The organism is Amycolatopsis sp. CB00013, from assembly GCF_001905755.1.
GTDB classification, from domain to species: Bacteria; Actinomycetota; Actinomycetes; order Mycobacteriales; family Pseudonocardiaceae; genus Amycolatopsis; species Amycolatopsis japonica.
In genome coordinates, this window is sequence record NZ_LIWC01000001.1 from 366,185 (window position 1) to 392,427 (window position 26,243).

Genomic DNA, 26,243 nt, shown 5'->3' on the forward strand with positions numbered 1-26,243 from the left:
CTTTCGTTGGACAGGAAGAAAAATAGGTAGCCGCACCGGGTGCTACCGGGTTAGACGCGCACAGTAAACGGTGGGACTCACGAGGCGTCGAAAGCCAGGCGGGCGAAGCGTTCTCCGATGAGCCGGTGCGTGGCCGCGTCCGGATGGAGGCGGTCGGGCAGTGGCAGCTCGGCATGGTCCGCCTCGCCGTACAGTTCGAGGCCGTCGAGGTAGCGCAGATGGGGATCGTTCGCGCTCCGCTCCTTGACGATGCGGGCGAGTTCGTCGCGGATCACGGTGAGCGTCAGCTTTCCCGCGGCGGTCTCCGCGGGATCACCGGTCGCCCTGAACCGCACTTTTCCTTCCCGCAAGGCCTCCGGGTCGAATTCGCCGGGCCCCGGCGTGTGCTCGTGGATGGGGCAGTAGAGCGGCGAGACGACCAGCAACGGCGTGGCGGGATGGCCTTCCCTGATGGTGTCGAGGAAACCGTGCACCGCCGGGCCGAACGCGCGCAGCCGCAGCAGATCCGCGTTGACGACGTTGATCCCGATCTTGAGGCTGATGAAGTCGGCCGCCGTGTCGCGCATCGCGCGCGCGGTGAACGGGTCGAGCAGCGCACTGCCGCCGAAACCGAGATTGACCAGTTCCTTTCCGGCGATGGCCGCGGCTGTGGCGGGCCAGATCCCGGTCGGGGTCGCGGCGTTGGAGCCTTGGCTGATGGAGCTGCCGTGGTGCAACCACGTCTCGCCGCCGGGTGACTGGACACTGTGGACGGACGCGTCGGTGCGCAGGGCGACGAGCTGGGTCGTTTCGTTGTGCGGCAGCCAGATTTCGACGTTCTTCTCGTGCCCGGCCAGGCCGTCGAACCGCAGCGTCCGGACGGGGCCGGGCTGGTGCCGCGCGGTACCGGTGGCCAGGTCGACGGTGATCGTGTCGCCGTCGGTCACGCTCGCCCTCCCGACGAGCCGACCGTCGACGAGCAGTTCGTAGACGCCATCGGGCCGGGGCGGCGTACCGGCGAAGACCCGTTTGGTGGCCAGGACGTCCAGTTCGACGAGCGTCGCCGTACTGCGGAAGACCAGCCGCACCCCGGACGGCTGCGCTTCCGCCATGGCCAGCTGGCCGTCGGGGATCTGCTGCCTGGCCCGGGCGGGCAGGCGGTGGGGGAGCACGCCGCGTTCGGTGTCTTCGAGGTCCAGCGCACCGCGCACGAGGGCGGCGCTGATCGGGGTGGTGAGCATTCTTCCGTTCATTTCGTTCGGGGCCAAGCGCGCAGCAGGACGTCGAGCGCGTCGAGGATCTCGGTCCAGCTCTCCTGCGGGCCGGGGGTGCTGTGGCTGAAGCCTCCGGCGGACTCCAAGCCGACGAAACCGCTGAACACACTGCCCAGCAGCCGGACGGCGTGCGTCTGGTGCGGCTCGGCCAGGTCGTAGCCGCGCAGGATCGCCCGCATCAGTTCGGCGTGCCGGACACCGGCGCTGGTGGACGCCTTCTCCGGGGCGAGCCGGAATCTCGCGGCGGTGAATCTGCCGGGGTGTTCGAGTGCGTAGTCACGGTGGACGTTCGCCAAGGCGATCAACGCGTCCTTGCCCGCCAGGCCGGCCACCGCGGTGGCGGCGAGATCGGCGAGTTCGGCCAAGGCCAGCAGGGTGATCTCGGTCTTCAGCTCGTGGGCGTTCCTCACGTGCGAGTACAGGCTCGCCGTCTTGACGCCGCACCGCTTCGCGAGCTCGGTGGGGGTCACGTGCTCGAAGCCGATCTCGTCGGCGAGCTCCGCACCCGCCCGGACCACCCGTTCCGTGGTCAGTCCCGCTCTCGCCATGACGACCACCGTACCATAGTCCATTCGGGACTTGCCTAATCAGATTAGGCAGCCGAAACCTGGGTTCGGTAGCGCCCGGACCGGCGAAGACTGACCGCACCCGCCCCGGAAGTCTGGAGTAACGCCCATGCCGCTCGCCCTCGCCCGCGGATTCCTGACCGGGATCATCACCGGGACGACCCTGTGCGCGTTCGTCGTGGGGATCGTCATCGAGTACGTGCCACTGATGATCACGGGCGTCGGGCTCCCCATCGCCTACGGAATCCTGCTCTACCTCGCCGGAGCGCCACGACGTGCTCGTGAGGCGAGGATCGCGCCGGTGATCGCGCTCGCCAAGGTCGAGAGCCTCCGCGCGGGCGGCACCGAGACGGGCGACATCCCGGTCTACTTCGACCTCACCGTCGCCCCCGAGGGGGCGGCGACCTACCGGTTGAAGATCACCCACGGCATCAACCTGGTCGACCTTCCGGGCTACCACGCGGGCGATGTCCTCGTCGTGCGGTATCCGCCGGACCGGCCGTGGAAGGCGGAGGTCGTCGAGCGGCTGTCACCGGAGTGGGAGCGTCGCGTGGCCGAGGCGGTGATCGAATCCGCCCCGGAGTCCAGCGTGGTGCAGGAACCGGCGGAGGGCTGTGCGTTCGGCGCGCTCGCGGTCCTCGGGTTCGTCCTCGGCGCGGCGCTCGTGCTGTACCTGTTCCGCGCGGAACTGTTCGCGCCGGAAGAGCCCGTCCGGGCGGAGGAAACCCAGTCGAGCACGACCACGTCCTCCTCGGGATCGGCGACCGTGAACGTCGACAGATCCCTGCTGGGCGAAGGGGAACTGCGCCGCGCGATCGACTCGCTGGCGCTGGCCACGGATGTTTCCCAAGTGATCACCGCGGTCGTCGAGGACCGGCGGCTGACCGTGGTCTTCGCCCCGACGGGCGCCCAGGTGCCGCGGTTCGACCTCCGAGAGCCGTCGGTCGACCGCGTCCCTGCCCTGGTCCAGCGGGCGAAGGCGACCATCCACGTCGGGGAGCCGAAGACGTGGCAGGTCACGATCATCCCGTTCGGGACCGCGGTGAGCAGCCGGGTGATCGTGACCGGCCCCGATGGCAGCGGCTCACTCGCGGACGGTGGCTGAAGCCGTGGTCAGGCTCCGTGCTTTCCCGGCGCGGCGCTGCCGGAATACTCGCCGAGGCCGGAGATCAGCTCGGTCAGCTCGGCGTCGTTGTCGTAACGGCGCTGGTGCAGTTCGGCGATCTTCGCGCCCATCTCCGGATCCGGGTCGTCGGTGACGTCGAAGGACGCGAACCGGTCGACCAGCGGGAGCCCGACCCGGTCGGTGTTCCGGTGCGCCGGATGCATGAGGTACTCCCAGTACCCGTCGAGGTCTTCGATCGCGAAGACGGCACCCCATTCGTAGTCGCCGCCGAAATCGCGGCCGACGACGAAGGACTTCACCGCCGGGATGACCCGGCCCTGATTCCGGAGGCTCTCCAAGGCCTCCTCGACCTGCTCCGGCGAGGCGTCGGACCGCAGGGTGAAACGGTTGCCGTGGTAGATCATCGTGCTTCCTTTCCGTTGTTCCGGTTCGAGAGAAGGGCGGCGAGTGCCGCTCCGGCACCCAAGGCGATGCCGGTCCAGGTGAACGCGTCGGCGATGCCGATGCCTTGGACGAGGGGTTGGACGACGAGCGGGGACAGGAACTGGCCGAGGAAGATCCCGGTGACCAGGCCGCTGAGCACCCGGCCGCGCCGCGCGGGATCGGCGGACTCGGCCAGGAGCAGGTTGAGGTTCGGGACGACGAAGCCGACGCCGAGCCCGCCCGCGAGCAGTCCCGTCACGACTTGGGCGACGGTGCCCGCGGTCCCGATCACCAGCCAGCCCGCGCCCATGAGCGCGACACTGACGGTGGTGATCGCGGTGGGGCCCAGCCGCCGACGCAGCCGCGGGAAGGTCAGCGCGCCGACGACGCCGGTCAAGGTGCTCCCGGCGACCACGGCACCGACGACGACGGGCCCGCTGCCGAAGCCCTGCAACAGGAACGGCAACTGGGTCGGCGCCATGTAGAAGACCAGCGTCACCACCAACGCCAGGACGTAGACCCCGACGACGCGGGCGGGCAGCCGACCGCCTCCACCGACCGCGGGGCTGTTCCGTTCCGGTTCGCGCAGGGACACGATCGCGAAGACCGCCACGATCGCCGAAACCGAGTAGATCCAGAACGGCGCATGCCAGCTCACGGTGGCCAGCAAACCGGCCAGTGGCAGGAAGACGACGCCGCCCAGGCTCGCGAAAGCCTGCTGCAGACCGAGGAAGGAGGCGCGGCGTTCGCCGGTGAACCAGTCGGTGATCAGCGTGCTGACCGCGGTCATGATTCCGCCGACGGCCAGTCCGAGCCCCGCCCGGGTGATCAGCAGCAGGTAGAGGTCGTCCACGAAGAACCCGGCCGTACCGGAAACCGCGTAGAGCCCCAGACCCGTCAAGAGCAGTGGACGGCGTCCGACGCGGTCCGCGACGATCCCGGAGAGGGGCGCGCTGATCGCGATCGCGAGCGAGGTCACGGTCAGCGCCAACCGGACGAGAAGACCCGAACCGGGCGTATCGGCGAAGTCCTCCCGCATCGCGGGCAGGCTGGGCGCGATGATCGCCGCCGCCATGATGGTCAGGGGCGCGGCGGCCAGCACGGTGCCACGAGCCCGCCGCGTCGGTGCCAAAGTGTCCGTCACGCCACCAATTTCGCAGCGGGACACCGGCATTCGCGTCGGTGAAAATCGCCTATGTCCGGCCGCGCTCGGTAGCGTGCGAGGCATGACCGACGAGATCCTGCCCGCCATCGCCGGAGAGATCCTCACCGGAGATGCCGCCTTGTCCGTCGCCGGCCAGGACTGGGGGAAGCTGATCCACGCGAGGCCGGGCCTGGTGGTGCGGCCCGCTTCGGTGACCGACGTCGCCGTCGTGCTCAGGTTCGCCGCCGCGCGAGGCCTTCCGGTCGCCGCCCGCGGCGCCGGGCATTCGCCGTACGGGCAGGGGCAGGTCGAGGGCGGCATCGTGCTGGACATGACTTCACTGCCGCCGCGTCGCGTGGTCACCGGTGATCTGGTGTCGGTGGACGCAGGTGCCCGCTGGCGGGAGGTACTGGAAACGACGTTGCCGCACGGGCTGGCACCGCCGGTGCTCACGGACTATCTCGAACTGACCGTCGCGGGCACGCTGGTGGTCGGCGGGATCGGGGGAGCGACCCACCACCATGGCACGCAGACCGATGGCGTGGTGGAACTGGAGGTCGTCACCGGCACCGGCGAGGTGCTCACCTGTTCCCGCGAAACGAACGCGGACCTGTTCGATGCCGTGCTCGCCGGTCTCGGGCAATGCGGCGTGATCACCCGCGTGACGCTGCGGCTGACCCCGGCCCCGGCGCGGGTCCGCCGGTGGAAGCTCTACTACGACACGCTTCCGGCGTTCCTGGCCGATCAACGCGCCGTGGTCCGCGACGGTCGTTTCGACTACGTGGAGGGGCAGCTGATCCCCGTCGAGGACGGCTGGCGGTACATGCTGGAGGCGGTCGCCTACCACACGCCGCCCGCCGAACCGGACGAGTCCGCGTTGCTGGACTCGCTCGAATTCGACGAGTCCGAAGACGAGGACACGGCGTACTTCGACTTCCTGAACCGGATGGCCGACGGGGAGGCGGCGCTCCGGGCGATGGGAAGCTGGTTCCGTCCGCATCCGTGGCTGAACGTGTTCCTCACCGACGACACGGTCGAGCGGTTCGTCGCCGAAACCCTCGCCGCCACCGGCGAATCCGAACTGGGGGCCACCGGGCTGATCCTCCTTTACCCGGTGCGGAACGACCGCTTGAAGACCGCGCTGTTCAGCGTGCCGCCGGGTGAGCTGTCCTGGCTCTTCTCCCCGCTGCGCGTCGGTTCTCCCGAGGATCCGCCGCACAACGTGCGCCTGCTGGAGCTCAATGTGGACCTCTACCGGAAGGCACGCGCCCTCGGCGGAAAGGTCTATCCGTCGAACGCGCTGCCGATGTCCACAGAGGACTGGCGCGCGCACTTCGGCGACGCCTGGCCGAAACTCGCCGACGCCAAGGCCCGGTACGCGCCGGGGAACCTGCTCAACCCCGGCCAGCGCCTGCACTGGTAGAAATGTCCGGTGCGGGACTTCTTCAAGGGTATCCGGATGTTCGGGCGAGGCCTCGGCATCCTGGCGCGGTCGCCGAGACTGCTGCTGATCGGCGCGCTGCCCGCGTTGCTGACCACGGTGCTGCTGATCGGCGGGATCGTCGCACTGGCGTTCTGGATCGACGATCTCTCGCTGCTGATCACGCCGTTCGCCGACGACTGGTCGGCGGGCTGGCGGACGACGATCCGGGTGGCGGTCGGCGTCGCGGTGTTCGGGGCGGTGCTGGCGATCGCCATGATCGGCTTCACGGCGATCACCATCGCCGTCGGAGGGCCGTTCTACGAGCACATCGCGGAGAAGGTCGAGGACGATCTCGGCGGCGTGCCCGGCGCGGTGGACCTGTCGGGGTGGCGGTTGCTGGTGATGGGCCTGAAGGACGGCCTGGCCCTGGTGCTGCGTTCGCTCCTGTTCACGATCCCGCTGCTGATCGCGGGCTTCATCCCCGTGGTGGGGCAGACCGTGGTGCCGGTCCTGCTGGCCCTGGTGACGGCGTGGTTCCTGGCGCTGGAACTGATCGCCGTGCCGTTCTACCGGCGCGGGATGGGCCTGAAGCAGCGCCGGCTGCTGCTGCGGCGGCACCGTGCGCTGGCCCTCGGGCTGGGGCTTCCCGTGTCACTGCTGTGCCTGATCCCGTTCGCCGCGCTGATCGTGATGCCGGTCGGTTTCGTCGGCGGTGTGCTCGTCGCGCGCGAGGTCCTGGCGGACGACATAGCCTAGAGGTCTGTGTCAGATGACGCAGACACCGGCGGCTCCCCGGCGCCATCGTTGGCGCGACACTGAGGGGAGCTTCCGATGAAGAGAGCGTTGTTCCTGGCCGCCGCCATCCCGATCGTCGCGCTGCTGACGACCGGTCCGGCGATGGCCGACGAGGGGATCGTGGCCGGGGTGGTCAAGGCCGCCGACTCCGGTGAGCCGGTGGCCGGGGCATGTGTGACGCTGTTCGATCTCGACCTGAAGGAGACGGGGTCGGGGTGCGCGGGCGCGGACGGCCGCTACGAGATCGCGGGCGTCGTACCCGGCAAGTACAAGGCACGCGCGACCGCCGCCGGATACGCCGAGCTTTGGGCGTACAACAAGGGAAGCGCACTCGCCGCCGAGGTACTGGACCTGCCGCACGGCCTGGACTTCTCGTTGCGGCAGGGCACGGCCACGGTCCGCGGGCAGATCACCGCCGAGGGAAGGCCCGCCGCGGGTGCCTCGGTGAGCCTCACCGATCAGAACCAACGGTGGTGGTCGACGGTCCTCACCGCGCCGGACGGCACGTATTCGTTCAGCGGTGTCAAGGCGGACACCTACACGATGGCGATCACCTACGGCGATCGCACGCAATGGATCCGGCAGAAGTCGAGCTTCCCGGAAGCGGACACCTTCGCGGCCGAGGAAGGCCAGGTCGCCGTCGTCGACGAGGCCATGGTGCCGTACGGAAAGCTCCGGGTGGTCGCGACCGACGAGAAGACCGGCGCGCCCGTCGCGGGCGCGTGCTCGCAGCTCAACCGGCCGCGTCCGCCGGAACTGCGGAAATGCGCGGGCGCCGACGGGGTCATGCTGTACGAGGACGTGCCGCCGTTCGACTACTACACACTGAGCGTTTGGGGCCCGGACGGTACGCATTACCCGGTCAACGGGCAGCAGGTCCATCTGACCCCCGGCCAGACCACCGAATTCGGGGCGCCGATGAAGCCCGCCGCGTCGATCGTGGCCACCGTGCGGGACGCGAAGACCAAGGCGCCGCTGGAGCGGATCTGCGTCGACACCTACGCCCTCCCGATCGTCGGCGTCCTCGACGCGGACTATCAGTACTACTGCAGTGACGCGGACGGGAAACTGGTGATCGGGCCGATCGACCCCGGCGCGTACAAGCTGCTGGTCAAGCCGCTCGACGAGCGCTACGGCATCCAGTGGGCCGGGCCGGACGGCGGCACCGGCGACATCGGCCAGGCCCGCACGGTCACCGCCGAACTCGGCAAGGCCGTCCCGACCGCGGACATCAAGATGGATCCCGCCGGCACGATCACCGGCAAGGTCACCGATCGCGCCACGGCGGCGCCGGTGAACGGCGTCTGCGTCTACCCGTACGCGGTCGACCCCCGGATCGGCTTCCGCTTCGACGTGAACTGCAGCCGGAACGGCGGGGTCTACACGATCAAGGGCCTCGGGCCGTACAAGTGGCCGCTCGAATTCGCGTCCTCGCGGGGCGACTACGCGTGGCAGTGGTCGGGAGGCGGCGCGGACCGGTTCGCCGCCCGTCCGGTGCGGGTGCGGCCCGGCGCGACCGTGACCGAGAACGCCGCGCTGGTGCCGAACGGCGCGATCAGCGGACGGATCCTCGACAAGGACGGCAAGCCGACGTTCGGCTACGTCTACGCCTTCGGCGCGCGCACCGGCGACATCGTGGACTGGGCCACGCCGGATTCGAACGGGCAGTACACCGTCAACGGTCTCACCACGCAGAACGTCAAGATCAAGCACTACACCGATGCCGACTGCTGGTACCGAGACGCGGCCGATTTCGCTTCCGCCACACCGATTCCCGTCACCGCCGGGCAGACCACGGGAGGAGTGGACCTCCGCCCCTGCCGCCGCTGACAAAGTCCGTGAAGGCCTCCTTGAGGGACCCTGGGTCCTTCAAGGAGGCCTTCACGGACAGCTCCGGAATCAGCCGATGGGCTCGATCCAGATGTTGCGGAACCGCGGGTTCTCACCGGGATCCCCGTGGTCCTGCAAGCGGATCGCGCCCGGTGCCGCGCTTTCCGGGATGCTGTCGCCCGTACCGCCGTCGATCGCCACGTCGTTGTGGACCACGACGCCGTTCCACACCACGGTCACGCGGGCGTTGTCGGTCTTGTTCCCGGCACCGTCGAACCGGGCGGCACGGAAGGTGACGTCGTAGGTCTGCCAGGTTCCTGGTGCCGTCGCCATGTTCCGGTCTGGCGCCTTCTTCGAGTAGATCGCGCCCGCCTCATTGTTGGCGAGCGTGGTGTCCCCGAAGGATTCGAGCACCTGCAGTTCATAGCGTTCCTGGAGGTAGACGCCGCTGTTGCCCCTTTGCTGTCCGGTGACCTCCGGCGGATAGTTCGGCTCGTTCCATTCGACGTGCAGCCGGAAATCGCCGAACTGCTGCTTCGTACGGATGTCCCCGCCGTTCGACTCCATCGCGCCGCCGGACACCGGCCAGGTCGCCGCGCCGCCCACGCGCTTCTCCCACGCGTTCAGATCGGTGCCCTTGAACAACGAGATGCGCCGGGATTCGGTCAGCGTGAGACTGTCGAGGTTGACGTTGCCCGCGTCGCCCGTGTCGTAGCGATAGGAGATCGTGTTCGCTCCGGCTTTGAGGTTGAGCGTCTCGGGCTGGGTGTTCCAGGTGTCCCAGTTGCCGGTGCTCGCGAGCCTGACCTGTTTCACCTTCGTCCCGTTGACGTAGACGGTCACCGATTTGGTCCCCGGCGCCGGATCCGGGCCGTTCGAGTAGCGCAAGGCCGCGTTGTAGGCACCGGACTTCGGCGCGTTCACGGTGAACGTCGTCGCGGCGCCCTGGTTCCAGTAGCCGTCGACGAAACCGGTGCCCGTGTAGCCGGCGTGGTTCGTGTTCGTCCCCGCGCCACCGCTCAGCGCGGCCCGCTCCGCCTCGTACGTCGTGCTCGCCGGCGGGCCGCCGACCAGGGAGTTGAGCGTGTACCAGGCTTCCGTGCTCCACAGCGCCGCACCGGACTCCGCCGCGAACGGACGCGGTGAGCGCAGGTGCACCACGTGCCCGGCCTTCAGCCCCGCCACCTGCAGCGTGACCTTCTTGCGGTCGGCCGACAGGCTCGCGGACGTGACGGACAACGTCTGCTCGTCGATCTTCGGCCCGCCGTAGGCCGGTGTGGGCTGGTAGCGCCATTGCTGTGCCTGGTACTTCGCCGCGAGGTCCTGCGCGGTCCCGGCCGACAGCGGCTGGGTGTACTCCAGCTCGAATCCGCCCGCGACGGCCCGCATCGCCCGGATGTCGAAGGCGTTCGTGCCGTTGGGTGTCACCTTTTGGAGGCCGTAGGCGAGTTTGCCGGGCTGTCCCCAGTTCCCGCCGCCGTCGATCCCGCCGGTGTAGATCGCGCCGTCGGGGCCGAGGCTGATCCGGCTGACACCCGACTCGAGGCCCTGGGTCATGCGGAAGACCGCACCCTGGTACTCGCCGTTGACCTTCTCCAGGAAAGCTCGCTGCAGCCCGCCGTAGGTCACGTCGCCGTACACCATCTGCCCGGCGAACGGGCCCGTCGGCAGCATGACCATGTTGCTCGGCGAGTTCGCGATCTCGTTGTGCGGCAACCACAACACGGGCGCGGTCACCGGCTTCGCGTCGAACGGGCCCGCAGGATTGGTGTAGTGGTTGAAGAAGCGGTCCTGCTTGACCCGGACGAGTTTGTTCGCGGGAAGCCAGCCGCCCTGGTTGTCGGTGACGAAGACGTCGCCTTCCGGTCCCCAGCCGATGCCGTGCGGGGTACGCAGCCCGCCGGCGATGTAGGAGACCTGGCCGGTGGCCTTGTTCACCTTGATCGTCGTGCCGCGGTTGGGCGCGGGCTGCGGGTCGGTCGTGGCGCCGCCGTAGTTGATGGAGACGGAAAGGTTGGCGTAGAAGTAGCCGTCCTTGTACAGCAGGCCGAACGCGAACTCGTGGAAGTTGCCGCCGAACGGCCAGGTGGCGACCGTGCGGTAGTCGTCGGTCACGCCGTCGCCGTTGGTGTCGTTCAGTTCGACGAGCCGCGTCTTCTCCGAGACGTACAGCTTGCCGTCGACGTACTTGACGCCCATCGGTTCCTTCAGCCCGCTGGCGACGCGCTGCGTGCGGACCTTGCTCGGGTCGGTGTTCCCGCTGACGTTGCTCAGCAGGTGGACTTCGCCGAGGACCTTGTCGGAGCCGCCCCACGTGGCGATCGCGAGCCGTCCGTCCGGGAGCCAGTCCATGCCGGTGACCTGCGGCTGGAATCCCTCGGGACGCAGGTTCGTCAGCGTGAAGCCGGGGTGGACGCCGTTGAGCGGCAAGCCGTCACCGGGGGAGTCCGTGGCGCCTTCGCATTCCTTGCGCCCGGGCGAGGTCACCCGCACGACGTCGGCGTCGGTGCTGAGCACCGAATTCGGCACGAGCGCGAAATCCGCCGCGCCCGGCGGCCGCCATTCGAGGGTGACCTGCTGATCGTTGGTGTTGTCGAAATGGTCGATCCGCAACGCGTGGTACCCGGTGCTCAACTGCACCGATCCGGTCGCCGGGGTCGCCCCGTGCAGGCCGTCGTGGTTGATCACCGTCTGGCCGTCGATCCGGAGCCGGGAGCCGTCGTCGCTGGTGAGCCGGAATTCGTACTGGCCAGCGGTGGCGATGTTGATGTTCCCGATGACCTCGGAGACGAACCGCTCGTCGAGCCCGAAGTCGGCGGTGGTGGTCCAGTTGATCGTCGGCATCAGCTTGTCGACGTTGGGCGTCTGGCCGGATTTGATCGCGCAGAGCTTGGTGAGCTCGCGCTGGAGGTCGTACGTGCGGAGCGTGACACCGGGTTGCTGGGGTGGGATGGCCGCTTCGGCCGGGACTGTCGTCAGCCCGGTCAATGCCGTGACCAGCGCCAACGAGGCGACGATGGACCGGTTGAAGCGCTTGCGGACAAACGGAAGCATCGTTGCTCCTCGGGTCGGCGGCGGAGCACCTCTGTGACGTCGCTGAACCTAAGAGGACTTTCGATCGAAGTCAACGAAAGTATGTACAGAACGGACGAAAGTTAGTCCGAACGGTCGCGTTCGGGGTCTTTGCCTTGCCGTCTCGACCTGCGCCATTCAGGTGGGAACCGCGGGAACTCGCGACAACGGTCCGCCCCGGCGCGATTTCCCGGTATGGATCGTTGGTACGACGAGTCCCCCGGGCGCGGTGAAGGTTCGCCGCTGACGCCGCACCAGCTCCCGTCGGTGACCGCGACGTTCGTCGGGCGGGAAACGGAATTGGCGAAGATCAGCGCGATCGCGGACCGAGGGGACGGCCGCTCCAACGCGATCGCGATCATCGCGGGCGCGCCGGGGGTGGGAAAGACCGCCTTGGCCGTGCAATGGGCGTCCGCGCAGCGCGAGCGTTTTCCCGACGGCGATCTCTACTGCGACCTTCACGGCTACGCGCCGGGTCCGGCCAGTACGCCTCCCGAAGTTCTCGCCGGTTTCCTGCGCGCGCTCGAGGTTCCCGGGAAGAAGATCCCGCGAAGCCTGGAGGCGAAGTCGGCGCTCTTCCGCTCGTTGCTGAACGATCGCCGGTTCGTCATCGTCCTGGACAACGTCACCTCGCCGGACGCGGTACGCCCGCTGCTGCCCAGCACGCCCGGCTGTTTCGTGCTGGTGACGAGCCGCAGTAGCCTGTCGGGCCTCGTGGTGACCAACGGTGCCCGCCGGATCACCTTGGACATGCTGATGCCGTCCGAATCGGAGACCCTGCTCCGGACGGCTATCGGAGCGCGCCGTGCGGACGGCGAACCCGGCGCGATCAGGGAACTCGCGGATCTGTGCGGGCATCTGCCACTGGCGGTGAGGATCGCCGGCGAGCGGGTGGCGGCGCATCCGTATCTGAGGCTGGCGGACCTTCTCAGGGAACTCCGGTCGGAGGCACGAAGGCTCGACGCGTTCGAAACGGGTGACGACGAAATGTCCGCCCTGCGGCCGGTGTTCTCGTGGTCGTACCAAGCCTTGGATCCCGCCACGGCCCGCGTCTTCCGGATGCTCGGCCTGCATCCCGGACCGACCGTCAGCGTGGCCACCGCGTCCGTGCTCGTCGGCCCGCCCACGGCCGATGTCCGGCGCAGGCTCGACAAGCTCACCGCGGGGTGCCTGCTGAGCGAAGTCGACCGCGACAGATTTCGTTTCCACGACCTGCTGCGCGTCTACGCGAAGGAACGTGTCGATGCGGAGGAGTCCGCCGAAGAACGCGAGGAATCGCCCCGGCGCTTGATCGAGTGGTATCTCGCCTGCGCCGATTCAGCGGACCGGGTGCTCACGCCCATGCGAAGACGCGTCGCCCTCGAAGTCTCCCCGGACGTCTCCGGCAAGCTCGAATTCGGCACCTACGGGGAAGCGCTCGCCTGGTGCGAGGCCGAGCAGGCCAATCTGGTCGCGTCGGTGCACGCCGCGCTGGCCGCGGACTGGTCCTCGATCGCGTGCAGGCTCCCGCTCGCGCTGTGGGCGTTCTTCACCTTGCGGAAACCATGGGCCGACTGGATCGCCACCTACAAAGCGGGCGTGGAGGCCGCGCGACGATGCTCCGACCAGTTCAGTGAGGCTTCCCTGCTGGCCGGACTGGGCATCGCACACCGGGACCTGTGCCGGTTCGAAGAGGCGTTGGCGTATTTGGAGTCGGCGCTCGCCATCCGGCGGCGGATCGATGATTCCTGGGGGCAGGGCCAGGCGCTGATCAGTCTCGGGATCGCGTACCACGAGCAGGGCCGGTTCGCCGAAGCCCTCGGACACCACACGGACGCGCTGGAGGTCTTCCGGCTTCTCGGTGACGAATGGGGAGCGGCGCAGACACTGCATTTCCTCGGCCTCACGAACCATGGGCTGGGCCGATTCGACCAGGCTTACGAGAACCTCCGGCAGGCCTTGGACATCCGGCATCGGATCGGTTACCGCTACGGCGAAGCGGAGACGCTGGTGGGACTGGCTCTCGTCTTCCAGAAGATCGACCGGAGCGGCGAATCCGCAGGGCAGCTGAAGCGGGCCTTGGAACTACGTCGCGACATGGGAGATCGCTATGGTGAAGCGGCGGCGCTGGACCACTTGGGCCAGCTCTGGGCGAGAAAAGGCGAAACCGAGTGGGCGAAGACCTGCTGGGGTGACGCGTTGAACATCTTCAACGAACTCGGTGCGCCGAGGGCTGCGGAGGTGTACGCGCGGCTTCGTGAGGTTCAAGCGAGCTAGGGTTTTGACTGCGGAGGCCTATTGGCGGGAGATGTGATGGGCCGCCGGTTTTTGTTGCCATGGCGGACAGTTCTCGCACTGAGGCGGCTCGTTGTCGGAAAACGGCGACGGCGCGACGCGTCTGGAATTGGTTTCACGTTATTTTGCTGGTGATACCGGCCCTGTCGTGGTGCAGAGGCATTGCCGAAAATCGGCAATGCCTCTGTCGTTCGTGGGCCCGGGAATTGTCGGTGGTGGGTCGTATGTTCGTGGGGTGGATACACATTCCGCGCCTGTGGCGCTCTTGGAAAGCCTCACCGATCCCGAGGTGCTGGCTGCGGTGAACGCTGCCGCAAATGTGTTGGACGACAAGGATTCCGTGGCGTTGGCGCAGGCCGCGTCGGCCGGGATCGCGCGCCTGGAGGCGGTGCGGTTCCGGGCGCTCGCGCAGTTGAACCGTCATCGTGAGGGTGCGCGGAGTGTGGCGCAGGAGGTCGCGTTCGCGTTGTCTGTCACGGACAATCACGCGGGTGCACTGGTCGCCGCCGCGGACGCGCTGACCACCCGCCTGCCCCGCACGTTGAATCTGATGGATGAGGGGAAGCTGGCCGGGTTCAGCGCGATGAAGGTCGCGACGGCCACCGCCTGGCTGTCCGATGAGGATGCTCGTGCTGTCGACGCGTTGTTGGAGGATCGGATCGGGGAGAAGAACCCGGATCAGGTGCGGAAGGCGGCCAATCACGCGGCGAACACGATCGATCCCGAGGGTGCTGGTAAACGGGCTGAGCGGCATCGGGAGGGGCGTCGTCTGACGTTGCGGCATGGTGAGACCGGGGTCGCTTCCATCGAGGTCGAGGATGGGCCAGTGGAGAGAGTCGCTGCTGCTTATCAGCGGATCGATCGTGAAGCGAGGGCTCTCAGAACCGGTGGTGAGACTCGTACTCTCGACCAGTTGCGGGCGGATGTCGCCCTCGATCTGCTGCTCGGCGGCCAAGGAGGCACGAGTGAACGCAGCGAGGTGTTTCTCTATATGGATTTGTTCACCTATCTGGGGCTGAATGATGATCCGGCGGAGCTGGCCGGGCATGGCACGATCCCCGCCGCGTTGGCCAGGGAGATCGCCAGCGGCGGGAACAGTGTGTTGCGGCGGATCATCACCGACCCGCTGTCCGGGCAGATCCTCGATCTCGGCCGGGATCGGTACCGGCCCAGCGCGGGTTTGGCCGAGTTCGTGCGGGTGCGGGACCGTGAGTGCCGAAGACCCGGCTGTCACCGGCCCGCCCAAGCCTGCGACATCACCATTCGGTGCCGTGGCAACACGGCGGCCACACCGCCGATACCGACCTCATCGACCTCTGCCGCCGCGACCATCGGTTGAAGGACGAACCCGGCTGGATCTACCACCTCGCCACTGACGGCACGCTCACGATCACCACGCCTACCGGGCAGCGCTACGACAGCACACCACCACCGCTTCACGGACCCCGCCTAGCAGCCGACGAGCCACCACCGTTCTGAGCCGTTGCCGAAAAGCGGCAACGGGCGAGGTGTGTGCTGGACTTCAGCTTCCGGCCCGTCGCCGAAAAGCGGCAACGGACGGCTTGCCCGAGTAGAGGTAAGTCGTCAAGCGCGGTGAGGGGCGCTTTGCCCGCGTCGGATGCGGTGAAAGTCCCCTTCATCCACCCCGGGGCCAGAAGAACTCAAGACACGAATCCCATCCGGCGAGCTAGCGTTTCCGTGCCCACGCCACCAGCCCCCGTTTCGTCAGCGACAAAGGCACCGCCGTCTTGGTGGCCAGCCGCCACGCGGACGACTCGGGCAGACCCCGGCCGCGGAGGAACAGTGCGACCGCGGCGCGATCGGGAAGTGTCACCAACCGGGCGTCCCAGGCTCGGATCGACTCGACCTCGAACACCTTGCCCAGCAGAGGTTCGGCGGTTTCCGCGTCGAAGCTCGACGCCCGACCCCAGCGAGGCAGCGCCCACGCCAGCTCGGGATCGTTCCACCGGCTCGACGCCGAGACGGCCAGCAGCCCGCCCGGGGAGAGGACCCGCCTTACCTCGGTGAGCGCTTCCACCGGGTCGGGAACATGGTGAAGCATCCACAACGCGGCCGCGCCGTCGAAGGTCGCTTCGCGGAAGGGAAGGCCGGTCACATCGGCCTGGACGGAGTATCCGGGCGCGTGGGACACGTGCGACGCGAGGTCGGCCACCACCGTCGGCACGTTCCGGCGTACCAGCAGCCGGGAAAGTGCTCCGGTGCCGCCTCCGACGTCCAGAACCAGCGAACATCCTTCGGTCGCGAAGCCGGCGGCGATCTCCGGATGGACGTCACCGCACGAGGAGAACCACGCGGTCGAGAGCACATTGGCCGCGAAGCGTCCGGGATCACTCTCGTAATCGACGGGAACGGCGTCACTCACGACCTGACAGACTAGGGACGAGCGAGTCGATTCGCGTCGTCTGCTCGGTGGGGTCTTTCGGGCATCAGGGTGAGGCCCGGCCTCGGATAGAGTGGCGGCCGGAGCGGGGGAGGGCGAGTGACGACGGCATCGGGCGAATCCCGGCTGAGGTCGGCCGTTCTCGCGCAGGCGTGGCAACGGATCGACGGCGTCGAGGTCCTCTCGTCCGCCGACGGCGGCCCACTGACCCGCACGATCAAGAAGATCATCGACCCGCTGGTGATCCGCACGGCGGCGCGTCCCCGGCTCGGCCGTCCGGTGCTGGACGCGGTCACGGCGGCGGAGCTGACGGAACTCCTGCTGGCCGACACGGACAGGCTGCGCGCGACGGCCGCGTGGTTCACCCACCTCAAACGTCAGCGCCGCGCCCTGCGGATCACGGCGGGCAACGTGCAGGACGTCTGTTTCCCGCTGGCGTATGAACTGGCGACGGGCTTCGGCTCGCCGGGGCCCGACGCGGCGGCGACGGCCGCGGCGGCGTTGCGGGATCTCCATGGCGAGGGCGGCTCGGCGGGAGCAGATCAGCTCACCGCGTATCTCGCGGATCCGCGACAGGAGGCGCGGCTGACCGCGGAGTTGCAGCGCCGCTGGGCCGCCGAAACTGTTGTGCCGCAAGATATCGCCGCGCTTCAGACGTTCGTCGACGACCTTTCCGACGCTGCTTGGCGAACCCTCGCCGAGTCGGCCGCCGGGCACGCTCTCGGGCTCGGGCTGAGGAAGCCGGGCGGGGCACGCGAGCTCGGCGAGATCGTCCGAGAGATCTCCGGGCTGCCCGCGCCGGATCTCGGTCTGCAGCGCGGAGATCGCACCGCCGTCCCGCCGCTGAACCGGCGCGACGAAACCGGCGCCGAACTCCTCGAACGCAGTGTCGAACGCCGCGTGCGCGCCACCCTGCGCCGTCTTCCGCCGGACGAGCGGCCTCCCGTCGAGGACCTCGTCGACGACGAACTCACCCGGGTCGCGGCCGGATTCGGGCTCGGCCTGCCCGCGCTGGCCGCGTGCTTCGCGCTGGGTGTCGTCCTCGCCCCCGCGCTGCGGCCGCTCGACGGCGCGGCCCCCGCCGGGGTCCCCGAATTCGCGCGGCGGCTCAACGCGCAAGTCGCTCGGGAGGGTTACGTCCTGCACGCCCGCCGCGCGCTGGCCGGAGCCACACCGCTCACCCCGCGGCCCGACGCCGAGCTACTGCGCGACCTTCGCGAGTTCGCCAAGCAATTCCTCAGCAGGCTGTGGGTCCGGCTGCACGGTTTCGACGTCCGCGGCGACCTGCCCGCCGACGCCGCCGACGTCCGCGACCTCGTCACCGGTGTGGTCCGTTCGTCGTCGCTGGATCTGCGGACGAAGGTGCGCCGCGCGCTCATGGCCCGCCTCCCGGATCTGGAGGCCGTGTCATGACGCATCCGGTGCACACGCCCGTCGTCGCGGCCGACGGCGGTCTCATCCGTTTCGCCCTCGCCGATCTGCTCGTGGGCAGGGCGACCACGATGCGCGTCGAGCTCAGTGACGCCGGGGCCGCCGAACCGTGGCTGACCCGGCTCGTGGGCGCGGAAGCGAGTCTCGCCGCGCTCGCCCAGGGCCACGCGGATCTTCCCGCCCGGCCGGAATTGGGCAGGCTCGCGCTGCTGTTGTGGCTCCGGCGCTGGTGGCCCGCCGGCCCCTCGCTCGGAGTCCCGTCGCTGGACCCGGCGTTGCTGGACCTCGAAACGGCGGTCGCGACGGCCGACGTCGAGGACCTGGCCGAAGGGCTTCTCGACGGTTTCGAAGCCTCACCGGCGGAACTGTTCGACGCGGCGGTCGCGGACGGCGCCCTCCTGGCAGCGGCGGGGCCGGTTGCCGACGACGTGCGGGGACTGTGCACCCGTTTTGCCGCCTGGTTCGACGATCAGGACGACGTCGTGCGCGCCGAAGTCGCGGCGCGCGTGGAAACACCGGCACCGAGCCAAAACGCGTACGCATTGGCGGCGGGCCTCGAACCGGTGGCGCCCGGCGAAGGCGTACTGGCGAGCGGACGGGCGAGCGTCGACTGGGCGCGGGTCCCACCCGGGATCCTGGACGCCGGCGAGGACACGGTGAGCTGGCGGATCGTCGCCGCCGCGGCCGCCACCCGGCTCGAAGTCGTCGTCGCGGGCGCGTTCGCCGACGCGGCCATCAGCGCGTTCGCGAGCCACGAGGGCGAGCCGTTCGCGGAGGTGCCGCTGGAGCTGGGCGCCGGGCGGTTCAGCGGCACGACCGACTTGGACGACGCCGCGGCGCGGCTGGCGGCGCGTGTCCCACCTGGACAGATCGCCGTCGTCGTCGGGGTGGCGAACGAGAGTGTCGCCGGGACCACGGCGGAAGACCGGGCGGAGGTGGTCGCGCTCGTGCGGGCCCGTCCGCCCGAGCTCAGGACGCTGGCCGAACGGGCGGCGGCCGCTTCCGCCGATGAGGAGTTCTGACGTGCTCGTCGGCATGCCGCCGCCCCGGAACCCGCCGGATCGCCCGCTTCCGCCCGAACTGGGTCCCGCGAGTTCGCACGGGTACAACTGTCGTTGCGTCGCACGGCATTTCTGTCTCGATCCGGCTCCGTACGGCGAACTCCCCGCGTGCTCGCTGTCCGAGCGCCAGTACCGGAAGCTGCTGGTGGAGGCGGCCAAGGTCCAAGACCAGGCCAAACGACTGGCCGTCACACGGAACGTCGCGGACGCGCAACGGAAGTACGCCCGGATGCGGGAGATCGCGCAGCGGCTCGACCGGACGGATCTGGAACTCGCCGCGGTCAGCGACCTTGCCACGCTCTGCTATTCGGCGGGCGATCTGCGCAACGCGCGGCAATGCGCCGAAGCCGTGCTCAACGTCTTCAAGGTGAGCGCCGTCGCCATCGTCCACTTCGGACAGTACGCCGAGGCGCGGATGATCGAAGGCTCCCGCGAGGTCGCCGAGCGCGTGCTCATCTCCCTGGCCACCGAGGAAGGTGACGTCGTCAAGGCGCGCGAGCTGATCGCCGGGCAGCGGCGCCGGGCGGCGTTCCGCAAGGAGGCGGGGCCGGACCATTATCCGCCCGAGCTGCTCGACGTCCATGGTGTCGACGAGCTGGAACTGCGCATCTTCGACGTGCGGGTGCAGATCGCGGCCGGGGATTTCGCCGGCGCGCGGACGGCGATCGAGGAGATCTTGGCGGCGTTGGACGCGCTCGCGGAGAACGACGAGGTCCGCGAGCGGGTCGTGCACCAGCAGGCCATGGTTAGGGCCGAACGTGCCCGGATCCGCCAGGCGGGTGGCGAGGACGCCGAGGCGCGGGCGGACCTGCTGAGGCTGACCGCTCAGCACGCGGGGAGCCCGATGGCCGCGAAGGTGGGCATCGGGCTGGCGGAGGCCCGCGCCCTCGCGGGTGATTTCCCCGGCGCGGTCGCCGCGATCGTCACCGCCCGCGACGAACTCGCGGCGGCGGGCCTGACCGGCGACGTCGCGGAGGCGAGCCACGCGCTGGGCACGTTGCTGCTGCACGCGGGCGACGTCGCGCAGGCCAAAGAGCAGTTCGAACACGCGAGAACGATCCGGACGGCCAACGGCGACGGTCCGGGTCTTCGTCTCGTGGACACGGCACTGGCCCGCTGCGCGGCCGCGGAAGGCGACTGGGCGACGGCGGAGGACCACGCGAACCGCGCGAGGGAATCGGCGCGGACGGCGGGGGACTGGGCGGATCTCCTGCACACGGATTTCGTGGCGGCGTCGATCGGGTTCGCCCGGGGAGAAGACCTCCCCGCGGTGCTGGATCTGCTGCTCCCGCTGACGCTCGCGGCGGCGGAGTACCGGTTCGAGTTCGTCTCGCCGGAGGCGCGCACGGCGTGGGCGCGGGACATCGCCGCCCCGACGATGGGGATGGCGCTCGCGTTGCTGGCCCAGCTCAAGGAGCCGAGGCTCGCGGCGGAACTCGTCGAGCGCACCTGCGCCGTCGGCGCGTACACGGGCACGGAGGAGCGCACGCTGGACCTCACCGGCGCGCTTCCCACCCTCGAAGTGGGCCCGGTCGCGGAGGGACTTCCGTTGGCGGCACTGGGTTCCGTAACTTCGTCGCTTCCGCTGCGGCTCGCCCCGCCGCCCGCGCTGCGCTGGTCGCCGTCGTCGCCCATGGAACTGGACCGATGGCTCGCCGTCGCCGCCGAGCGATACCGGCTGCCTCGTCCGGTCACCGACACCGTCGAGACCTGGCCCGCCGCGAAGCCCGGGCGCGAGACTTTCCTCCTGCGCTTCGCCGACGCCGGGCACACCTTCCTCACCTGGCGGACCACTGAGGACCTCGACACCGTCCACACGCACCCCATCGACTTCGCCCTGGTCGGGACCGCCCGTCAGGTCTTGGACGCCGCGTCCCCAACACCGCACGAAGGCGAGAGCGTGGCCGACGCGGTCCGGCGCTCACTGGGCGAAGACGCGTTCGGGAGCTTCGCCGGGGAACAACGCCTGGCCCGCGTGCTCGCGCTCAACCTCCTGCCCGCCGACCTGGTCGAGCGGCTGCGTCGTGCCGCCGCCGGGGGAAACCGCCCACTCCTGCGGATCCAGCCGTCGCCGAGCCTCGCCGCTGTCCCGTGGGGACTGCTGGCGCTGCCCGACCGGCGGGCCGATCGTGTGCTGGAAATCGACGAGATCGGGCTCTGTTTCGACGGAGACGAGCGCGTCCTCGACGTCGCCGACGTCTCGCTGCTCGCCCCGACCGCGATCCCGCGCCGCCCGTCCTCGGCCGGCGGCCCGCCGGTCTACCTGCTCGACCCGCGCATCCCCGGCCAGAGCGCGTTCGGTGAGCTGGGTTCCGTGCTCGGCAAACAGGACGCGACGTCACCGTTGATCCGCCATCTCGACGAGCGGCTCGCCGACGGGCCGGTCCTTCCCGCCGTCGAACGCGGGCTCGATCTGGTGCGCCGCACCGACACCGACCGCCGCCTGCTCGCCGAACTCGTGGCGGGGCCCTGTTCGCGGCTGGTGTTCGTCGGGCACGTCAGCCGCGTCCGCGACGAGCACGGCGCGCAGACCGCGCTGCATCTGTCCTGTGCGGCCGATCTCCCGGGCACGGCCGCCCCGATCGGTGCGCATCGGCCGTTCACCGCAGCCGACCTCGCACTGTCCGAAATGGACATGCCCGCGCGGGTGGCGCTCGTCGGCTGTGCCAGCGCGAGCGATTTCGGTCTCGCCGAACCGTTCGGCGTACTGCTCGCCGCCGTCGCGGCCGGAGCCGGTCTGGTCGCCGCCACGGTCTGGGCGCTGCCGACGTCGGCCGCCGTGCCCGGTGCGGACCCGATGTCCGATTTGGTCATCGCCGTCGACACGGCGCTCGCCGGTGAGGATCCGGTCACCGAGCTGTGCGCCTGGCAGCGATCCCGGCTCGCCCGCTGGCGTGAGCGGCCCGAGCCCGCGACCTCTCCGGTCTTCTGGGCGCCGCTGACCTGCCTCGACGCGACCGACGACGGGAAAACCTGGGTTCGGTAGCGGGAGGGGCCGCCGAAGCTGTGTCCAGCACGAACGACACGGCGAAAGGCGGCACCCGATGTTCAAGAAGATCCGCGACAAGATCAACGACGCGACGCAGCAGGGCATGGCGCGGGGAGAGCAGGATTTCCAGCGCCACGCGGAGCAGTTCCGGCAGGCCGCCGCCGCGCAGGGCCACGACATCACGCCGCAGCTGCCGACTCCGCAGCTGGCCGCACAGGCGTTCCGGAGCCTCAACGCCGACCCGGACATGGCGGCGTTCATGGCGTTGCCGATGGACGAGCAGTTGCGCCAGCAGCAGGAACTGCAGGCCTACGGCACCGAACTGCGGCGGCTCTACGACACCTGCGAGCCCGCCACGCTGGTGGTCCGCGGTCTGGAGCCGACCGGCCGGAAGATCGCCGGGCAGGCGCAGTACACCGCGACGCTCGAGGTCACCCGCGCCGACGGCACCACCTACCGGACGGTGACGCAGCTGATCACGCCGCTGGCGACGATCCAGCAGTACGCGCCCGGTACCCGGCACGAAGCCCGCGTCGACCCCGCCGACCCGGCGAAGGTCGCCGTGTTCGGCCCGATCGGTTAGGCGGTGGAGATGTTCGGGACCTTCGAGTTCGGCCTGCCGGAAGACTCCCGGCGGGCCCGCCGCCCCGGTCTGCGTCTGTGGCTGCTGGGCGTGCCCACGACGCTCGCCTGGGCGGTCGTGGGCTGGTCGGGCGCCCTCGGGCTGCTGGACGGTTTCCGGTCGATGTCGCTGAACCGCGTCGACGCGTGGGGGGCCGACGCGGGCCCGGCGGTCTCCCTCGTCCTGCTCTTCAGCATCTCGATCACGGTGGCTTCGTCGCTCGGGTTCGCGATGCTGTGGGGTGGCGGGATGTCGCTGCGCGGGATGGGCGTCGGCTTCCGGGCGAGCAGCCTGGCCGCCTCCCTCGGCATCGCGCTGGGCTCCGGCGCCGCGATTCCGTCCTGGACGCCGCCGGAGGCGGTGGGGAAGCGGCTGCCGTCCGAACCCTGGACCGATGTGGACTGGGTCGTCTACTACGAGCCGTATCTCGTCCCGGCGGTGGCCGGGGTGACCGCACTGGTGATGATCATGGTGCTGGGACGGGCGTTCGTCACCAAGGCCGAAGCGGACGACCGCGCGCAGGCGCTGGCGCAGACCGGCCGCCAGGTGATGGGCACCGTGCTCGGCGTCGAATTCACCAACGTCTGGGTGATGGGGAATCCCCGGTTCACCGTGCAGGTCCGGTTCCCTGCGGACGAGGGGGAGCGGACCGTCGTCGCCACGATGATCACCCCGCCGTTGCAGGCACCGGCCCGCGGTTCGACGGTGAAGGTCACCTACGACCCGCGCGATCCGGACTCGGTCCGGATCGATCCGGATCCGGCGGATCGGGCGGCGGGCGGAAACCTCGGTGCCTTCCTGCCCCCGTTGTTCTGATCGCCCTCTACACTCCCGCGGATGGACGAACAGACGGCAGAGGTGTCCACCGCGCAGGCGGTCCGCAAGGCGATGATCCGGCTGGTCCCGCTCCTCGGGCTGCTTTATCTGCTCAACTATCTCGACCGGGTCAACGTCGGGTTCGCGGCGCTCACCATGAACGCCGACCTCGGCATCAGCTCGGCCGCCTACGGGCTCGGCGCGGGCCTGTTCTTCGTCGGGTACTTCTTCTTCGAGGTGCCCAGCAACGTCATCCTGCACAAGGTGGGCGCCCGGATCTGGATCGCGCGGATCATGGTCACCTGGGGCATCGTCGCCTCGGCCACCGCGTTCATCCAGGGCGAGGTCAGCTTCTACATCGTGCGGGTGCTGCTCGGCATCGCCGAGGCCGGGTTCTTCCCCGGCATCATCCTGTACCTGACCTATTGGTTCCCGCGTAAGCAGCGGGCCAAGATCGTCGCGCTGTTCTTCCTCGCGGTGCCCCTTTCCTCGGTCATCGGCAGCCCGGTTTCCTCCCTGCTCATCAAGCATGGCGACGGCGTCCTGGGCTTCGACGCCGGCTGGCGGTTCATGTTCTTCGCCGAAGGGGTGCCGTCGATCCTGCTCGGGGTTGCGGTGTTCTTCCTGCTGCCGAGCAAGCCGAAGGACGCGAAGTGGCTGACCCCGGGGGAGCGCACGGCGTTGCAGTCGGCCATCGACGCGGAGGACACCCGTGAGGTCGGCAAGGAGGTGAGCACCCGGTCGGCGCTGACCGATCCGCGTGTGCTCGCGCTGAGCGCCGTCTACTTCGGCATCATCTTCGGCCTCTACGTGCTCGCGTTCTTCCTCCCGCAGGTGATCAAGGGCTTCCAGCAGCAGTTCCAGACCAACTACAGCATCGTGGAGATCGGGCTCATCACGGCGATCCCGTACGCCGTGGCCGCCGTCGCGATGGTGTTGTGGGCACGCCATTCCGACCGCACCGGCGAACGGGCCGGGCACGTCGCCATCGCCGCGTTCGTCGGCGCGGTCGCGATCGCCGCCGCGCTGTATCTCGGCTCGCCGCTGTGGGTGATGATCGCGGTGACCATCTGCGCGGTCGGCGTGTTCACCGCGATCCCGGTGTTCTGGCAGCTGCCCAACGCCTTCCTGACCGGAGTCGGCGCCGCCGCCGGGATCGGCCTGATCAACTCCTTCGGCAACCTGTCGGGCTTCGTCGGTCCCTACCTCACCGGCTGGCTGCAGGGCCTGACCGGGAGCTTCCGCGCGGGGATGTGGGCCGTCGCCTTCTTCATGGCGATGGCGGGGGTCATCGCGTTGACCTTCCGCAACAAGGAGAAGAACCCGGTCAAGTGAGGTGGTCGAAGTCGCCGTTCACCCATCGGACATGGGTTTCGGCGCTTCGGCGCACGACGGCGCGGGCGTCACGGTCGATCGTGTCCCCGCCCAGGGTGTAGAGCCGGTCGTAGGTGAAGTCGTCGAGCCGGTCGACGACGCGGCGGACCACGGCCGCCGACAGCGGGATGTGCTTGGGGAAGTTGCGCTGGAACGACACCCAGCCCGGCGCGAGCCCACCCGAGATCGTGTCGCCCGCCAGGATGCTGCCGTCCGGTGTCCTGGCGACGGCGCTGCCGCGCATATGCCCGCCGAGCCGGATCAGTTCGAGGCCGGGTAAGGGTTCCACGTGCTCGTCCCAGAACTCGAACGCCGGATCGGGCGAGGGCAGCCATTCGCGGTTGCGTTCGTTGACCAGCACCGGGACCCCGCCCAGCGCGCGGCTCCAGCCGAGCTGGGCGCCGAACATGTGCGGATGGCTGGTGGCGATCACGGCGACGTCGCCGAGGCCACGTACGACGTCGAGCACTTCGGTGTCCAACCAGGACGGCGGATCCCAGAGCAGGGTGCCCGCCGGGGTCGTCGCGACGAACGACCAGTGCCCGATCGCGAACTGCGGGTCCCGCTTGATGCTGTGCAGCCCGCGGCCGTGATCCCGGTGCAGGGTCTTGTGCGGCACCGACATCAGTTCTTCGTGCGTCCACCAGCGTCCGGTGTGCGCGCCGAGGTCACCGGCCTCCTCCATGCCGACCTCGCCGCGGTCGAGCACGCACCGGGGCGGCTCCGGGGTGGCCGGGTGTTCGATACCGCACCTGTCGCAAATCCACATGATCGAGAGTCTGTGACCTCCAGTGCGCTGGAGGTCAAGACGCGTCTTCCCCCGGCTCGGCGAGCCGGGGGAAGACGGGTGATCAGCTGACGGTCGTCTTGCCGAGGACGGCGTCCTGGTCGGGCGGGTCGAGAGTGAGGTTGACGTCGAACTCGCCGAGCGAGCTGTCGGTGACGATATGCGAGGTCGCCGCGGCGTCCACGCTGCTGGTCGCCTCACCGGCGGGGGTCCCGGCCGGGATGGTGAAGTCGACCTTGCCCGTCGCGGTGAACTTCAGCGAACCTTCGGCGGGCACCTCGGTGTCCGGGATCGGCAGCTCGATGGGGATCGACACCTTCTGCTCGCCGAGCGCGATGTTCACCTTCGAGCTGATGGTGCCGGAGAGCTTCTTCGCACCGACCAGCCGGAGCCCGTCGCCTGCGGCCTGACCGGAATCGACGTCGAGGGTGAACGGCACCGAAATCGGCTCACCCGCCTTGGCCGTCGCCGGGATTTCCGCCTTCACCACCACCGCCACCTTCTGGTCGCCGATGATGGGGAAGCCGCCCTTGTACGTGAGATTCTTTTCGACGGCGGCCGCGGTTCCCGCCGCGGTGAGCATTACGGTTCCGGCGACCACGGCCGCGATCCCGGCCGCGCGGAATCGCCGGACACCCTTCCGTACGAGGGTTTCCGTCATGTCAGGTCCTTTCGTCGTTGAATGGGCTCGAAACCGAATGTAGGTGGAAAGTCACCAACGAGGAAAGGAAAAGATCTCTCGCGTTTTCTTTACGCTTCGATCTTGTCACGCGTATGGAGAATGGCGAGTTCGTGAATTGTCACGCGAAGGCGGAAAGGGGAAATGCCGTCCGTATTCTTGTCACCCCGGTGACAG

Annotated in this window: 19 protein-coding genes and 1 pseudogene; 12 read left to right on the forward strand and 8 right to left on the reverse strand. The window is 69.1% G+C overall.

From position 1 onward, the window contains the following. Positions 1-77: 77 nt before the first annotated feature. Positions 78-1,220 carry an SGNH/GDSL hydrolase family protein gene (locus tag AMK34_RS01535; RefSeq protein WP_143202317.1) on the reverse strand — a complete coding sequence of 381 codons (1,143 nt, stop codon included), beginning with the start codon at positions 1,218-1,220 and terminating at the stop codon, positions 78-80. Positions 1,221-1,228: 8 nt separating this feature from the next. After that, positions 1,229-1,801, reverse strand: coding sequence for a TetR/AcrR family transcriptional regulator (locus tag AMK34_RS01540; RefSeq protein WP_073844491.1), 573 nt, complete (start codon positions 1,799-1,801; stop codon positions 1,229-1,231). A 127-nt stretch (positions 1,802-1,928) separates the two neighbouring features. Here AMK34_RS01540 and AMK34_RS01545 point away from each other — a divergent pair, with 127 nt between their 5' ends. Continuing rightward, entirely contained in the window at positions 1,929-2,924 is a 996-nt protein-coding gene (locus AMK34_RS01545; protein WP_073842422.1) for a hypothetical protein, read from the forward strand. Positions 2,925-2,932: 8 nt separating this feature from the next. Here the strand turns inward: AMK34_RS01545 and AMK34_RS01550 are convergent, their stop codons facing one another. Both AMK34_RS01550 and AMK34_RS01555 read right to left on the reverse strand, forming a co-directional pair. Continuing rightward, on the reverse strand, positions 2,933-3,349 hold the full coding sequence (locus tag AMK34_RS01550) for a Dabb family protein (protein WP_073842423.1): 417 nt from the start codon (positions 3,347-3,349) through the stop codon (positions 2,933-2,935). Next, positions 3,346-4,512, reverse strand: coding sequence for an MFS transporter (locus AMK34_RS01555; RefSeq protein WP_241832657.1), 1,167 nt, complete (start codon positions 4,510-4,512; stop codon positions 3,346-3,348). The genes AMK34_RS01550 and AMK34_RS01555 overlap by 4 nt, the downstream gene beginning before the upstream one ends. 82 nt (positions 4,513-4,594) lie before the next feature. On the opposite strand from AMK34_RS01555, the gene AMK34_RS01560 reads away from it, so the two are divergent. The 3 genes from AMK34_RS01560 to AMK34_RS01570 all read left to right on the forward strand — a co-directional run bounded on the left by AMK34_RS01560 (position 4,595) and on the right by AMK34_RS01570 (position 8,560). After that, complete coding sequence (locus tag AMK34_RS01560; protein WP_073842425.1) at positions 4,595-5,935, forward strand: FAD-binding protein; 1,341 nt, start codon at positions 4,595-4,597, stop codon at positions 5,933-5,935. Positions 5,936-5,944: 9 nt separating this feature from the next. Beyond that, positions 5,945-6,691 (forward strand): EI24 domain-containing protein, encoded by a 747-nt coding sequence (locus AMK34_RS01565; RefSeq protein ID WP_073842426.1) that lies wholly within the window; start codon positions 5,945-5,947, stop codon positions 6,689-6,691. Positions 6,692-6,766: 75 nt separating this feature from the next. Then, positions 6,767-8,560: an MSCRAMM family protein gene (locus AMK34_RS01570; RefSeq protein WP_073842427.1), complete on the forward strand. Its 1,794-nt coding sequence runs from the start codon at positions 6,767-6,769 to the stop codon at positions 8,558-8,560. A gap of 69 nt (positions 8,561-8,629) precedes the next feature. On the opposite strand, the gene AMK34_RS01575 is transcribed toward AMK34_RS01570, so the two are convergent. After that, the gene (locus AMK34_RS01575; protein ID WP_073842428.1) at positions 8,630-11,614 is read right to left on the reverse strand and encodes a family 16 glycoside hydrolase; all 2,985 of its coding nucleotides are present in this window, start codon (positions 11,612-11,614) and stop codon (positions 8,630-8,632) included. 213 nt (positions 11,615-11,827) lie between these two features. Here AMK34_RS01575 and AMK34_RS01580 point away from each other — a divergent pair, with 213 nt between their 5' ends. Together AMK34_RS01580 and AMK34_RS01585 are read left to right on the forward strand one after the other, a co-directional pair. Continuing rightward, positions 11,828-13,888, forward strand: coding sequence for an ATP-binding protein (locus AMK34_RS01580; protein ID WP_073842429.1), 2,061 nt, complete (start codon positions 11,828-11,830; stop codon positions 13,886-13,888). Between the two features lie 274 nt (positions 13,889-14,162). Next, positions 14,163-15,385: pseudogene (locus AMK34_RS01585) on the forward strand (DUF222 domain-containing protein). Positions 15,386-15,593: 208 nt separating this feature from the next. On the opposite strand, the gene AMK34_RS42940 reads toward AMK34_RS01585, so the two are convergent. Next, the gene (locus tag AMK34_RS42940) at positions 15,594-16,289 is read right to left on the reverse strand and encodes a class I SAM-dependent methyltransferase (RefSeq protein ID WP_158073270.1); all 696 of its coding nucleotides are present in this window, start codon (positions 16,287-16,289) and stop codon (positions 15,594-15,596) included. A gap of 117 nt (positions 16,290-16,406) precedes the next feature. Here AMK34_RS42940 and AMK34_RS01600 point away from each other — a divergent pair, with 117 nt between their 5' ends. From AMK34_RS01600 to AMK34_RS01625, 6 genes are read left to right on the forward strand one after another with little or no spacing between them, the layout of a single operon-like run. Further along, positions 16,407-17,720, forward strand: coding sequence for a hypothetical protein (locus AMK34_RS01600; RefSeq protein WP_073842430.1), 1,314 nt, complete (start codon positions 16,407-16,409; stop codon positions 17,718-17,720). Next, positions 17,717-18,760 carry a hypothetical protein gene (locus tag AMK34_RS01605; protein ID WP_073842431.1) on the forward strand — a complete coding sequence of 348 codons (1,044 nt, stop codon included), beginning with the start codon at positions 17,717-17,719 and terminating at the stop codon, positions 18,758-18,760. The genes AMK34_RS01600 and AMK34_RS01605 overlap by 4 nt, the downstream gene beginning before the upstream one ends. Beyond that, on the forward strand, positions 18,747-21,785 hold the full coding sequence (locus tag AMK34_RS01610) for a tetratricopeptide repeat protein (RefSeq protein ID WP_241832658.1): 3,039 nt from the start codon (positions 18,747-18,749) through the stop codon (positions 21,783-21,785). The genes AMK34_RS01605 and AMK34_RS01610 overlap by 14 nt, the downstream gene beginning before the upstream one ends. Positions 21,786-21,843: 58 nt before the next feature. Next, on the forward strand, positions 21,844-22,371 hold the full coding sequence (locus tag AMK34_RS01615) for a hypothetical protein (protein ID WP_038514728.1): 528 nt from the start codon (positions 21,844-21,846) through the stop codon (positions 22,369-22,371). A 9-nt stretch (positions 22,372-22,380) separates the two neighbouring features. Continuing rightward, the gene (locus AMK34_RS01620) at positions 22,381-23,226 is read left to right on the forward strand and encodes a DUF3592 domain-containing protein (protein WP_073844493.1); all 846 of its coding nucleotides are present in this window, start codon (positions 22,381-22,383) and stop codon (positions 23,224-23,226) included. A 21-nt stretch (positions 23,227-23,247) separates the two neighbouring features. After that, entirely contained in the window at positions 23,248-24,561 is a 1,314-nt protein-coding gene (locus AMK34_RS01625) for an MFS transporter (protein WP_038514727.1), read from the forward strand. Here the strand turns inward: AMK34_RS01625 and AMK34_RS01630 are convergent. Beyond that, positions 24,554-25,369, reverse strand: coding sequence for a hydrolase (locus AMK34_RS01630; protein WP_241832659.1), 816 nt, complete (start codon positions 25,367-25,369; stop codon positions 24,554-24,556). The genes AMK34_RS01625 and AMK34_RS01630 overlap by 8 nt on opposite strands. A gap of 82 nt (positions 25,370-25,451) precedes the next feature. Then, on the reverse strand, positions 25,452-26,048 hold the full coding sequence (locus AMK34_RS01635; protein WP_037336713.1) for a DUF6801 domain-containing protein: 597 nt from the start codon (positions 26,046-26,048) through the stop codon (positions 25,452-25,454). Positions 26,049-26,243 lie beyond the last annotated feature (195 nt).

Coding starts and splice junctions, on each gene's coding strand:
- AMK34_RS01605 (WP_073842431.1), top strand. CDS start 17,717: ATGACGCATCCGGTGCACACGCCCGTCGTCGCGGCCGACGGCGGTCTC.
- AMK34_RS01615 (WP_038514728.1), top strand. CDS start 21,844: ATGTTCAAGAAGATCCGCGACAAGATCAACGACGCGACGCAGCAGGGC.
- AMK34_RS01560 (WP_073842425.1), top strand. CDS start 4,595: ATGACCGACGAGATCCTGCCCGCCATCGCCGGAGAGATCCTCACCGGA.
- AMK34_RS01610 (WP_241832658.1), top strand. CDS start 18,747: ATGAGGAGTTCTGACGTGCTCGTCGGCATGCCGCCGCCCCGGAACCCG.
- AMK34_RS01545 (WP_073842422.1), top strand. CDS start 1,929: ATGCCGCTCGCCCTCGCCCGCGGATTCCTGACCGGGATCATCACCGGG.
- AMK34_RS01630 (WP_241832659.1), bottom strand. CDS start 25,369: ATGTGGATTTGCGACAGGTGCGGTATCGAACACCCGGCCACCCCGGAG.
- AMK34_RS01635 (WP_037336713.1), bottom strand. CDS start 26,048: ATGACGGAAACCCTCGTACGGAAGGGTGTCCGGCGATTCCGCGCGGCC.
- AMK34_RS01580 (WP_073842429.1), top strand. CDS start 11,828: ATGGATCGTTGGTACGACGAGTCCCCCGGGCGCGGTGAAGGTTCGCCG.
- AMK34_RS01540 (WP_073844491.1), bottom strand. CDS start 1,801: ATGGCGAGAGCGGGACTGACCACGGAACGGGTGGTCCGGGCGGGTGCG.
- AMK34_RS01570 (WP_073842427.1), top strand. CDS start 6,767: ATGAAGAGAGCGTTGTTCCTGGCCGCCGCCATCCCGATCGTCGCGCTG.
- AMK34_RS01625 (WP_038514727.1), top strand. CDS start 23,248: ATGGACGAACAGACGGCAGAGGTGTCCACCGCGCAGGCGGTCCGCAAG.
- AMK34_RS01535 (WP_143202317.1), bottom strand. CDS start 1,220: ATGCTCACCACCCCGATCAGCGCCGCCCTCGTGCGCGGTGCGCTGGAC.
- AMK34_RS01550 (WP_073842423.1), bottom strand. CDS start 3,349: ATGATCTACCACGGCAACCGTTTCACCCTGCGGTCCGACGCCTCGCCG.
- AMK34_RS01575 (WP_073842428.1), bottom strand. CDS start 11,614: ATGCTTCCGTTTGTCCGCAAGCGCTTCAACCGGTCCATCGTCGCCTCG.
- AMK34_RS01620 (WP_073844493.1), top strand. CDS start 22,381: ATGTTCGGGACCTTCGAGTTCGGCCTGCCGGAAGACTCCCGGCGGGCC.